Annotated in this window: 14 protein-coding genes; 4 read left to right on the top strand and 10 right to left on the bottom strand. The window is 41.4% G+C overall.

Going from position 1 to position 11393, the window contains the following annotated elements:
* Positions 1 to 12: 12 nt before the first annotated feature.
* From MHH41_RS05470 to MHH41_RS05435, 8 genes are all read right to left on the bottom strand, one after another.
* Positions 13 to 1164 (bottom strand): acetylornithine transaminase, encoded by a 1152-nt coding sequence (locus MHH41_RS05470; protein ID WP_003211045.1) that lies wholly within the window; start codon positions 1162 to 1164, stop codon positions 13 to 15.
* Positions 1161 to 1937, bottom strand: a complete 777-nt coding sequence (gene argB, locus MHH41_RS05465; protein WP_106029954.1) for an acetylglutamate kinase — start codon at positions 1935 to 1937, stop codon at positions 1161 to 1163. Before argB ends, MHH41_RS05470 begins: the two co-directional genes overlap by 4 nt.
* 14 nt (positions 1938 to 1951) lie before the next feature.
* Entirely contained in the window at positions 1952 to 3172 is a 1221-nt protein-coding gene (gene argJ / locus MHH41_RS05460; protein ID WP_310023427.1) for a bifunctional ornithine acetyltransferase/N-acetylglutamate synthase, read from the bottom strand.
* A 20-nt stretch (positions 3173 to 3192) separates the two neighbouring features.
* Positions 3193 to 4230, bottom strand: coding sequence for an N-acetyl-gamma-glutamyl-phosphate reductase (gene argC / locus MHH41_RS05455; protein ID WP_034620058.1), 1038 nt, complete (start codon positions 4228 to 4230; stop codon positions 3193 to 3195).
* A 137-nt stretch (positions 4231 to 4367) separates the two neighbouring features.
* A complete protein-coding gene (locus tag MHH41_RS05450; protein ID WP_253622735.1) occupies positions 4368 to 4916 on the bottom strand; it encodes an MFS transporter in 549 nt (182 codons plus the stop codon).
* A complete protein-coding gene (locus MHH41_RS05445) occupies positions 4913 to 6358 on the bottom strand; it encodes an FAD-binding oxidoreductase (protein ID WP_050945317.1) in 1446 nt (481 codons plus the stop codon). The genes MHH41_RS05450 and MHH41_RS05445 overlap by 4 nt, the downstream gene beginning before the upstream one ends.
* Before the next feature lie 121 nt (positions 6359 to 6479).
* Complete coding sequence (locus MHH41_RS05440; RefSeq protein WP_003211530.1) at positions 6480 to 6788, bottom strand: metal-sulfur cluster assembly factor; 309 nt, start codon at positions 6786 to 6788, stop codon at positions 6480 to 6482.
* A gap of 45 nt (positions 6789 to 6833) precedes the next feature.
* Positions 6834 to 7619 carry an alpha/beta fold hydrolase gene (locus MHH41_RS05435; RefSeq protein ID WP_212046084.1) on the bottom strand — a complete coding sequence of 262 codons (786 nt, stop codon included), beginning with the start codon at positions 7617 to 7619 and terminating at the stop codon, positions 6834 to 6836.
* Positions 7620 to 7755: 136 nt separating this feature from the next.
* Here MHH41_RS05435 and MHH41_RS05430 point away from each other — a divergent pair, with 136 nt between their 5' ends.
* The 3 genes from MHH41_RS05430 (at position 7756) to MHH41_RS05420 (ending at position 8997) form a co-directional block, all read left to right on the top strand.
* A complete protein-coding gene (locus tag MHH41_RS05430) occupies positions 7756 to 8568 on the top strand; it encodes a Cof-type HAD-IIB family hydrolase (protein WP_050945320.1) in 813 nt (270 codons plus the stop codon).
* 88 nt (positions 8569 to 8656) lie between these two features.
* Complete coding sequence (locus MHH41_RS05425) at positions 8657 to 8809, top strand: hypothetical protein (RefSeq protein ID WP_008348539.1); 153 nt, start codon at positions 8657 to 8659, stop codon at positions 8807 to 8809.
* A complete protein-coding gene (locus tag MHH41_RS05420; protein ID WP_003211719.1) occupies positions 8806 to 8997 on the top strand; it encodes a DUF3813 domain-containing protein in 192 nt (63 codons plus the stop codon). Before MHH41_RS05425 ends, MHH41_RS05420 begins: the two co-directional genes overlap by 4 nt.
* Positions 8998 to 9058: 61 nt before the next feature.
* Here MHH41_RS05420 and MHH41_RS05415 read toward each other — a convergent pair whose 3' ends face one another.
* On the bottom strand, positions 9059 to 9514 hold the full coding sequence (locus MHH41_RS05415) for a BsuPI-related putative proteinase inhibitor (RefSeq protein WP_340865860.1): 456 nt from the start codon (positions 9512 to 9514) through the stop codon (positions 9059 to 9061).
* A 14-nt stretch (positions 9515 to 9528) separates the two neighbouring features.
* Positions 9529 to 10371 (bottom strand): YitT family protein, encoded by an 843-nt coding sequence (locus tag MHH41_RS05410; protein WP_003211320.1) that lies wholly within the window; start codon positions 10369 to 10371, stop codon positions 9529 to 9531.
* 140 nt (positions 10372 to 10511) lie between these two features.
* Between MHH41_RS05410 and MHH41_RS05405 the strand changes: the two genes are divergently transcribed.
* A complete protein-coding gene (locus tag MHH41_RS05405; RefSeq protein WP_340865859.1) occupies positions 10512 to 11369 on the top strand; it encodes a DegV family protein in 858 nt (285 codons plus the stop codon).
* Positions 11370 to 11393 lie beyond the last annotated feature (24 nt).

Below are 11393 nucleotides of genomic sequence, written 5' to 3'. Positions count from 1 at the left end.
GTGTAAAAAAATTTATACCGTCACTGTTTCATTTGCTAAAACATGAGTCATCGCTTCTATTGCTTGATCTATTTCTGCTTTTTCTACATTCAGCGGAGGCAATAACCGAATCACATTCGGACCAGCTGGAAGTACTAGCAACCCCTGTTCTCTCAGAGCTGTGATATAATCTCCGACTGGCTGATGACATTCAACCCCTGCCATCAATCCTTTTCCGCGTACTTCTTTTACGATATTCAGTTGTTTCAGATCTTGCAGTTTTTCTAGCAGATAAGCGCCTTTTTCTTTGACTTCTGTCAGAAACTCATCTTTGAAAATGACATCGAGTGTTGCATTCACAGCAGCCATGGCAAGCATGTTGCCACCAAAAGTTGTTCCATGTGAACCTGGTGAGAATGCGTCTCCTAAAGCCTTTTTCCCGATGACTGCACCGACTGGGAAGCCATTTCCTAATCCTTTAGCAGAAGAGATAATATCAGGATCAAGTCCCGTCTGTTCGTATGCAAATGCTGTTCCTGTACGTCCAATACCCGTTTGAATCTCATCTACGATCAGAAGTGCTTCATGCTTTTGGCAAAACGCTTGAACAGCTTCTAGAAATTCTGTTGTCGCTGGATTTACGCCACCTTCTCCTTGCACAACCTCAAGCATCACCGCTGCCACATCATCGACTTCACATGCAGCAATAGCGTCTGGGTCATTGAACGGGACATAATGAAAGCCTTCCAGCATGGGACCAAAACCCGTTTTGATTTTATCTTGACCTGTAGCAGCCATACCAGCATACGTGCGCCCATGAAAAGAGTGCAGAAATGTCACGATGTTTGTTTTCCCTGTTGCTTTACGCGCTAATTTGATTGCACCTTCATTTGCCTCAGCTCCGCTATTACAGAAAAACACGAGATCCCCTGAACTATTTGCAGCCAGTTTTTCTGCTGCTTTTTCTTGCAGTCCATTTTCAAATAGATTCGATACATGCCAGACGTGATCAAGCTGTTTCTTGATGGCTTGATTGACCTTTGGGTGATTATGACCGAGATTTGTGACCGCAATGCCTTGTATAAAGTCTAAATATTTTTTCCCATTTGTATCGAATGCCCAAGAACCTGCTGCCTCTTTAATTTCAACATTCCACCGTCCATAAGTTTGAAAGAGATGACTCACAGGACCGCCTCCTTTTCCTTCACAATTCTTGTTCCTTTAAAGGTTTCCCCTGTAAAGATACTGCCTTTGCCATTGACGATCATGACTTCATTCACATCTCCTGATAAAGCACTCAAAGCGGATTGCACTTTTGGAATCATTCCCCCGGAAATAATGCCTTCATCAATGAGCGTGAGAGCTTCTTGTTCGGTGACGACATCTAATAGCTCGCCATTTTTTAAAATGCCTTCCACATCTGTAACAAACATGAGCTTATCAGCTTTCATCGCTCCTGCTACAGCTGATGCTGCTAAATCAGCGTTTACGTTTAACGTTTGGCATTCCTCTGTCATAGACAACGGTGCAATCACAGGAATAAACTGTTTTTCCATTAATGCTTCTGCCATCTCTGGATGCACTTCTTTGATTTCACCAACGTACCCGTACACGTCTTGATTAAGAAAATCAGCGACAAGCATCTGACCATCTTTCCCAGACACGCCGACAGATGAGATATCATGCTTTGCGAGCTCTGACACAAAGTATTTATTGACCGTTCCCGAGAGGACCATTTCGGCTACCTCTAATACCGGCTTCGTTGTTTTGCGCTGCCCGTCAACAAATTCTGTTTTCACTTCTAGTTTTTGCAGCATGCTGGTGATTTCAGGGCCTCCGCCATGGACGATAGCCAGCTTAAATCCAGCAGCTTGAAGTGAGCGGACATTTTCATAAAAGGTATCTGAAAGTTCTCGAATGACACTGCCTCCACACTTGAATACGATCGTTTTATCCATGTCTATCTCCTTCATTATGTGCGATAGCTCGCGTTAATTTTCACATAATCATAGGTAAGGTCACAGCCCCATGCCGCTGCCTGACCATTCCCCTCATTCATTTGAATCAAAATCGTGATCTCATCCTGCTCTAAATACGCTTTTGCTTCCTCTTCTGAGAATGGCTGCGGTTCATTATGTTTAAACAGACATTGTCCACCTAAATACACTTCTACCTCTTGTGGTGTGACGGACGCTGCGCTATGGCCAATCGCTCCAATGATACGCCCCCAGTTGGCGTCGGTGCCGTATACGGCTGTTTTCACTAGACTTGAACCGACGATTTTCTTCGCTATGATGCCGGCTTCTAAATGATTTTTAGCGCCAGCGACTTGCGCTTCAATTAATTTCGTTGCACCTTCTCCGTCTCTTGCAATCTCTTTGGCAAGATCCTCACAAGCTAGCTTTAATCCTTCTTTGAACAATGGCCATTCTGGATGCTCTTCATTTAGCACATCATTTTCTGCCATGCCATTTGCCATCACGAGTACCATATCGTTTGTCGATGTTTCTCCGTCGACAGTAATTTGATTAAAGGTCACATCGGTAATATCACGCAGTGCATTTTGCAGAGCGTCTTGTTCGACATTTGCATCCGTTGTCACGAAGCCAAGCATTGTTGCCATATTTGGATGAATCATACCTGAGCCCTTCGCTGCACCTGAAATGAGAATCTCTTTGCCGTTTATCGTCAGGGTGTATGTTGTGTTTTTAATGACTGTATCTGTCGTTAAGATTGCCTCTTCAAAATGACCATTCCCTGCTTTTGCTTCTTTCAGCTGAGTGATGCCTTTTTTGATTTTCTCCATATCCAGACACTCTCCAATGACACCAGTAGAAGAAACAGCAATGTAATCAGGTTCTACCCCTAACATATTTGCGCAAGCTGCCTGCATTTCGTATGCGTCCTTTAAACCTTGCTCACCGGTACATGCATTGGCGATGGCACTATTGACAATGACCCCTTTTAATTGCCCTGTCTTTTTTAAGCTTTTCTGAGTGACTTGTAGAGGCGCAGCTTGAAAGTGACTTTGTGTGTATACCGCTGCACTCGCTGCCGGCACTTCACTGACGATCAGTCCGAGGTCTTTTTTTGAATAACGTAATCCAATATGAATCCCCTTTGCTTCAAAGCCTTTTGGTGATGATACGTCACCGTCTATTTTAACAATGCTTTTTTCATTCAATTCGATCATGTTTGTTGTCTCCCCTGTTCTTATGGATAGAGAGGTGTCATTGTGAGGCCCGCCTCTTCATCTAAGCCTTTGATGATGTTGAAGTTTTGAACCGCTTGGCCGGCTGCGCCCTTCATGAGATTGTCGATCACAGACACAATCGTGAGTCTGCCTGTACGTTCATCTAAATGAAAGCCAATGTCACAGAAATTACTGCCGTATACTTCCCTTGTTTGCGGATACACCCCGTGATCTCTCACTCTGACAAAATAGGAATCTTCATAAAAGCCTTTCATATGCTTCATCAATTCCTCTTTTGTGATATCTGATTTCAGCTGGGTATACATCGTCGCCATAATCCCCCTTGTCATCGGGACAAGGTGCGTTGAAAATGTGATATTCGCCGTGTGCGGATTCCATTCTCTTAATATTTGCTCTATTTCAGGTGTATGTTGATGTTCATTTACCTTATAAATTTTGAAGTTGTCGTTTAGCTCTGAAAAATGCGTTCCAAGTGAGGCAGATCGTCCTGCACCGGACACTCCTGTTTTTGCATCTATTATGATCATAGATTCATCGATTAGATTCTGTTTCATCAGCGGTGCTAAACCGAGAAGAACTGCGGTAGGGAAGCACCCTGGATTTGCAATAACTTCAGCCTGCTCAATCGTTTCACGATTCAATTCAGATAACCCGTACACAGCTTGTTGAACAGATGCTTGATCAGCTGCCCTTCGTTTATACCAAGCTTCATAGGTTGCACCGTCTTGAATGCGCAAATCACCTGATAAATCAATGATAGGCACTCCTTGGTTCATGAGCTTCGGTGTGAGTTCACTTGATACGCCTGCTGGTGTCGCTAAAAACACAGCATCTGTTTCTCGCACAATGGCAGCAGGATCAATGGCTTTTAATGTTTGATCAGTAATCGTTGTTAGATGCGGATAAGATTGACTGTATAATTGCCCATCACCACTCGATGAATACAATATACATTCATCCACGTGTGGATGTTGCTTGAAGATACGAACTAATTCCGCACCACCGTATCCCGTAGCACCTATAATACCTATTTTCAACGTCAATACACCCTCTTGATCTTTGTGAAATTATTTAACATTATAACATGTATAAAAATTAATTCAATTGTATATTTAATATTTCTTTTCATTTTTTTTCATAAAAAAATCCACATATCTACGTGAGATATGCGGATTTATCTTTCATATTTCATCAAGATGATCATGAGAGCACTGCATAAATATATGATAGAGCTTGCATAAAAAATGAAGTAAACGGTGAAGAAATCTGCAAACAGGCCGCCAAGCATAATTGCTATCGATGAAAAAAGAGCTGTCCAAAAATGATAGCGGCCGACCTCCTTCATTCTTTTATTCTCTGTTGTCAGTTCCGTAACGATGAGTTTTTCCCCGTGCTTTTGAAAGCCGCCTAGTGCACCAAGTACCAGCTGAATCATATACACTTGCGCGACTTCTGTTATATGCGGAAATAGCAGCAAAAGAAATGCCATACCGAACGAATGAATAATCAAAAAGAGCCGCCTATCGGTGGTTTCGGGCAGTTTCCCTAAAAGTAAATGAATAAACGCTCCGCTTAAACCAAACAGGCCATAGGCAAGACCAAACTGAGAGTAGCTTGATCCAACATTTTTAATAAAAAGAATGTAAAAAGGGAAAATCAAACTGCTGGCGAAAAACAGCAGACTTTGTGAGTAGACGAACCATTTCATTGCTTTTGCATTCATTGTGTATTGTACCTTTCATAAAAGTAATTGATAAACCTGCCGTCCGGATCTGCTTGCTTTTTCTTTTGGAAGAACACATCCGTTTTAGGATACGCCTGTTTCATTTGTACCTTCGTTTGATAAGGCATGTACGGTAAGTAATAGCTTCCATGGTGCCGTAGCGTGATATCTGTCATTTGCCGGATGATCCGCTCTGCTTCTGCCTTCTCTTCTTTCTTAAAACCATAATTCACTAAAAGAACAAGGGCAAACATATCTTCTTTCGCATATGAGAGATCCGCTTTTTCATTTTTTTGTACGTAGCGGATCGTGATGTTCATTAAATTCAAATCTTCCTGTTGTAAAAAGTGTCTCATTTCATCGATATACGCACGAAAGCGATCCACTGGGACGAAATATTCCTGCAGTACATCTGTGTCTGACTCATTCTCATAGTCTAAAAAAGCAGAATCTGAGCGCATCACATTATTTCTTGTGATCAGCTGATCATTTTGACTTTGGAAATACTTCTTTTGCAAATTCCATAGCAGATCTTTCCCCATATCAAACCTTCTTGAAAGACCGAGCATAAATTTGAGTGGCATAACGAGTTGATCCTCTTTCAGCTCTTGATATGATTCGATCTCTTGTTGTGAAGTGAGGGAATAATTCGTTACATACATCTCTTTCAAAAAGTTGGTTTTCGATGTTGAGATTCTGGCAAGATGCATGCGTACTTGTTTATTTTGTTTGACATGTTTTTGAAAATAATCAGTGTATTCATCGTAATTTAGAGAGGTTGTCTCCATTTTATATAATTCATCCTTTGTTAAGGAAAGTTCAACATCTAAAATGACACCGAACAAGCCGTACCCTCCAATAACGGCAGTAAATAAATCATCGCCTGGCTTCACTGTGATAATCTCACCATCTGCTTTTAACAGTCTGAAAGAACGAACGGTGTCAATGAGTGATCCGTAGCGAATGTCACGTCCATGTGCGTTTGCACTGAGGGAACCGCCTATCGTAAAGATGTTCTGTGATTGCATGACCTTCACGGCAAGACCATATGGGTTGACATATCTTTGTATATCATCCCATGTAGCGCCGCTTTGGACACGGATGGTTTTCTTTTTTTTATCAAATGCTAAAATTTGGCGGAATTCTGTCATATCGAGCACGATGCCATTTTCATAATACGTGTGGCCGCCCATGCTATGCTGTTTGCCGGCAATGGATATCGGCAGGTTTTTTGCTTTCGCTTCTTCTACTACTTCTTTTAAAGTATCTATTTCTTTACCTTGAACGACTTTCTTTATTTTAACAGGCATGAGATGACTGACATCTGTAAACGCCTCAAGATCTTGTTTTTTGTGTGCTTGCTCCTCACGAATGGTGATTGATGTAAAAAATGCAGCAGCATATCCCATCAAAAGAACAATCCATAACCATTTTCGTTTCATTATAGGTACTCCGTTCTATGAAATTACACCCATTATATCGTACTATTCTCTTCCTCCACCTTATTTTTTCATAAAAAAACCCGGCATGAGTTCAACTCATACCAGGCATTTTCATTTGTGCTTATTGAATACCGAGCGCAATTTTTGCGTATCTTGACATTTTGTCTCGTGTCCAAGGCGGATTCCATACGATGTGAACTTCTGTTTCTTTCACTTCTGGAAGATCACTTAATGCTTTTTTCACTTCATCCACGATAACTGGTGCAAGGGGACACCCCATTGATGTTAAGGTCATCGTGATATCCGCTTTTCCATTCTCATCAAGATCGACATCATAGACAAGTCCAAGGTTGACGATGTCGACATTCAGCTCAGGGTCAATCACCTGTTCTAGGGCGCCTAAAATATTTTCTTTCAATGCTTCATCCATGATATCCACTCCTTTTCCATTAGTATAACGTACTTTTTCTTTTGACTAAACGTTTGTGCTTTTCAGATGTGTCACAAACCAGTCAATCGTTTCAAACATTGCCTGTCTTGAGACCTTATGGCCAGCTTGTCCATCTGTAATAAAACGAATCAGGTGCGGATCTTCTTTATATTGGGTTGCTACTAACTCGTCATAAAGAGCTTTTGCATGCCGATAAGGGACAACTGGATCGTTTTCTGCATGCCAGAATAACAGCGGTCTTTTGTTTAATCGATCTGTTTGCAGCGTTAAATCATAAGGACGCAGCGCGTCTAATTGCTGATGAACCTCTTCGTCTGTAATTTCTTTCATCAACCCTTTGTTCCGCATGTTCATGATTTGTGCTTGTAGGAATGTCGTATATTTCGGACTGCCCATCAAGCTAACTGCCGCTTTAATCCAATCATGCTTGGCGAGTGCACCAAAGGTCGTGATGCCGCCCATGGAAGTACCTGCAACACCGATCAGATCGGCTTCAATCAATTGTTTTTCTTGAAAATATGTTTTGAGTATATCGATTTCATGTATTTCGTTCAGGACAATTTCCCAAAACCTTGACGCCAGTTCCTCTAAGCTGAGGTTTTCTGATCTTACACCATGATAAGCACAGTCAGGCAAAATCACTCTCATGCCTTTTTCCGCCAAATGAAAGGCGAAGTGTAAGTTGTGCTCGCGTGCACTTGTAAATCCGTGTATAAAAAATACAAGCGGCAGCGGTTTGTTTTTATTTTCAGCTTTTACGATATGTAAAAATGGAATATCGCGCGCAATTTGCTCATCAATGGTGATCACAGCCTATGAATCCTCCTTTATCATTCCCGTCTTTGTTTATTTTAACATGTAGACAACAAAGATGTGATAAAGATACACTATAGGTAGAGGCGCCGCAAGAACTGCCTCCTATCACTTACAGATCAAAGGAGATTTTATGGAGACTAAACCTTATCTAATCGCACTTGACCTGGATGGCACGTTATTAAAAGATGATAAAACCATCTCTACACACACACTTGACGTCATTCAAAAAGTGAAAGACAGCGGGCATCATGTCTGTATTTCAACCGGACGGCCATTTCGTTCCAGCTCTCCTTATTATCAGCAATTACAGCTTGATTCACCCATTGTGAATTTTAATGGAGCGTTTGTCCATCATCCTCTTGATGAAAAATGGGGAAGATTTCATACGTCACTTGATCTTCAAGTCGTTAAACAGCTTGTAGACATTAGTGAGGAGTATAAAGTACACAATGTGCTAGCTGAAGTGTTAGACGATTTGTATTTCCATTATCATGATGAGAAGCTCATTGATATATTTAATATGAATGCAAATAAAGTTACTGTTGGAGACCTTCGGGACAACCTTGGAGAGAATGTGACGAGCGTGTTAATTCACGCAAAAGAAGAGGACGTTGGAGCCATTCGAAGCTATTTATCAGATGTTCATGCAGAAGTGATTGATCATAGGCGATGGGCTGCTCCGTGGCACGTGATTGAGATCATTAAAACAGGCATGAACAAGGCCGTTGGACTGCAAAAGATCAGTGATTATTACGGCGTTCCACAGGAGCGGATTGTGGCATTCGGAGATGAAGACAATGATTTAGAAATGCTTGAATTTGCTGGATGCGGTGTGGCTATGGGCAACGGAATTGATGCTGTGAAACGTATTTCAAATGAAGTCACTGATACAAACGAACAAGATGGGATTGCAAAGTTTCTAACGAATTACTTCTCGCTTTAATTTTTCCATTCATACATAGCAGATGGAAGCGGGCATACTACCTTTAGACAGGTTGTCCTGTCAGCTTGTGTAAAGGGGCGAATTCCGAATGGGTAAAAGAAGCAAATCGAAACGCTTTATACAACAAGGTAAAGATTCAGTCAGTCTGCATGATGCACGTTTTCCTTATCGTTCTACGCTTGAAGAAGCTGCGGAGGACAGGGGAAACATGAAGACTGATGCTTCTGGAGGTTCATTGTGAGAAACGAACTTTTTGATCAAGCCAAATCATTTACTGAAGAAGCCCTTACTTCTTCATTTCCATCTGGGTTAGAGCGTCAACAGGCGGTCAAACGAGCCAAAAATGCCGTATCATCTGCATTTGCCAATTCGACAGATGCAGAAAGAAACCAGCTGCATACCTTCCAAGACTTGCTCGATGATCTCTAACATAAAAAAGCTGTCCACACCATTGGACAGCTTTTTCTGATTCTCATGAAGCTGAAAGCACTTATTTCACTTGGAACGTTTTCTTTTCCGTGATTTGCTTCAGCCCTTCTGCTTTTCCTTTAAATGTGACGACCGCTTCATACGTTCCCGGCTTGACACCATTTGACCACGTATCTTGAAAATCATAGGCTTCGCCTTTCTTTAGTACAAATGATTGGATGGCCTGAGTGAACATACGGTCTTTTGAGTAGCGGTATTGTTCATTTCCGTTTTCATCATACACACTGAGTTCGAATTTCTGGCTTGTGTTAAAGGTAAATTCAATATTTCGATCTGATTCATTTTTCAGTGACATGTTAAATTGAACCGAAGAACCTTTCTGGACGGGGTCTACTGTGAGTACAACCGTTTTTTCTCCCATTTGACCTGATACCTCCTTGTTTGGTTCATCCTTTTTTTGTTGTCCACAAGCGGTTAAAATCAATACAACGAGAAGAAGCACCAACCCTTTTTTCATTCGCTACCCACCTTTTAATCTCGTCTGAAAAATCCAAGAATATTAGTTGTTTGCACAATATTTGTAAAGGCTTTTGGATCGACTTCTTTAATAATTTGTTCAAGTTCATACAGCTCATACCTTGTAATGACGATCACCATCATTTCTTTTGGCTCATTGGTAAAAGCTCCCTTTGCAGGTACAGTCGTAATACCTCTGACCATTTTTCCATAAATGGCTTCCTTGATTTCATCAGCCTTCTTCGTCACAATCATCGCGGTCAGCTTCTCATGTCTTGTATGGATGGCATCAATGACCCTTGTGGTCACATACAATGTGACAAGGGTATATAATGCTTTCTCCCAACCTTGTAATAATCCTGCTGTAAAAATGATGATACCATTTAAAATGAAGAAATACGTGCCGACTGGTTTATCCTTCCACTTCGCTAAGATCATGGCTATGATGTCGAGTCCGCCTGTCGATGCCCCAAATTTGAGCGTGATCCCAATCCCTACTGCTGATATCACGCCGCCAAACACAGCATTTAGTAAAATATCATGTGAAACACTCGTTTCTGGTAAGATGCCGAGGAAAATGGTCGTCAGGGCCACACTGATGATGCTGTAAAACGTAAAGGAACGGCCCACTTTCATCCACCCTAAAATGCCGACTGGAATATTTAAAATAAATAATAGAATCCCTGTGGATACATAAAATGGCGCATATTGATCCATTAAGCTAGATAACAGCTGGGCTACCCCTGTAAACCCACTCGCGTATACATCAGCTGGAATTAAGAATAAATTTAGTCCAATCGCATTGAGCAGTGCACCAATGACGACGACAATGAGTTTTTTTGCTTCTCCGATGAACATATTGTCATTCCTCCACTTACCATTCTCTCTATGGTTTTCCCTAAAATTTAGAATTTGAACACGAAAAGTTGATTTCTGTGATATAGTTAGGCTAAAAAGTTGTAAAATATGGCTGATTTTTTTAGAAAGAAGGGATTTTGATGACTGTTCATATCATAGCAGACAGTGCTGCTGATCTGCCTCTTTCTTATTATGATGAACATAACATGACGGTTATTCCGCTCCGTGTATTGCTTGGCGAGCAGGAATTTGAAGATTTGGTCACCATTGAACCAAAACAAGTATTTGATGCGATGAGACAAGGTGCTAGCCCAAAAACGTCACAAGCTTCACCAAACCGAATCAAAGAAGCCTTTGTTTCTCTCGCACAAACCCATACATCTGCAATCTATGTTGCCTTTTCATCAGAGCTTTCTGGTACATATCAAACCGCTGTGATGATGGCAAACGAAGTGAAGGAAGAATACCCTGATTTTGATTTACGAATCATTGATTCTAAATGTGCTTCACTCGGCTATGGGCTTGCTGTCAAACACGCTCAATCACTTGCCATTGACGGAAATACAATACAAGAAATTGAAACGTCTGTAAAGCATTTTTGCGAATCTTTACAACATATTTTTACTGTAGACGATTTATCGTATTTAGCAAGAGGCGGAAGAATTAGTAAAGCGTCCGCATTTGTTGGCGGTTTATTGAGTATTAAGCCCATTTTACACGTCGAGGATGGAAAGCTCATCCCCCTTGAGAAAATCCGCGGACGTAAAAAGCTGTTGAAACGCATTATTGAACTGATGAAAGAACGTGGAACGGATTGGTCAAATCAAACTGTTGGCATTAGTCATGGTGATGATCCTGCACTTGCAGAAGACATGAGACAATTGATTGAAGCCGAATTTCATCCAAAAGAAATTGATATTCAGCTTGTCGGCGCAGCTGTTGGGTCCCATTCAGGCCCAGGTACGCTTGCCATCTTCTTTACAGGCAAACCATCATAAAAAGCACCCTTCCCTGACACATCA

This window comes from Bacillus sp. FSL K6-1145 (assembly GCF_038003425.1).
GTDB classification, from domain to species: Bacteria; Bacillota; Bacilli; order Bacillales; family Bacillaceae; genus Bacillus; species Bacillus pumilus.
This window is presented reverse-complemented; position numbering and strand designations above follow the sequence as displayed.

Coding starts and splice junctions, on each gene's coding strand:
- argB (WP_106029954.1), bottom strand. CDS start 1,937: ATGGATAAAACGATCGTATTCAAGTGTGGAGGCAGTGTCATTCGAGAA.
- MHH41_RS05450 (WP_253622735.1), bottom strand. CDS start 4,916: ATGAATGCAAAAGCAATGAAATGGTTCGTCTACTCACAAAGTCTGCTG.
- MHH41_RS05415 (WP_340865860.1), bottom strand. CDS start 9,514: ATGAAAAAAGGGTTGGTGCTTCTTCTCGTTGTATTGATTTTAACCGCT.
- MHH41_RS05410 (WP_003211320.1), bottom strand. CDS start 10,371: ATGTTCATCGGAGAAGCAAAAAAACTCATTGTCGTCGTCATTGGTGCA.
- MHH41_RS05425 (WP_008348539.1), top strand. CDS start 8,657: ATGGGTAAAAGAAGCAAATCGAAACGCTTTATACAACAAGGTAAAGAT.
- MHH41_RS05440 (WP_003211530.1), bottom strand. CDS start 6,788: ATGGATGAAGCATTGAAAGAAAATATTTTAGGCGCCCTAGAACAGGTG.
- MHH41_RS05405 (WP_340865859.1), top strand. CDS start 10,512: ATGACTGTTCATATCATAGCAGACAGTGCTGCTGATCTGCCTCTTTCT.
- MHH41_RS05430 (WP_050945320.1), top strand. CDS start 7,756: ATGGAGACTAAACCTTATCTAATCGCACTTGACCTGGATGGCACGTTA.
- argJ (WP_310023427.1), bottom strand. CDS start 3,172: ATGATCGAATTGAATGAAAAAAGCATTGTTAAAATAGACGGTGACGTA.
- MHH41_RS05445 (WP_050945317.1), bottom strand. CDS start 6,358: ATGAAACGAAAATGGTTATGGATTGTTCTTTTGATGGGATATGCTGCT.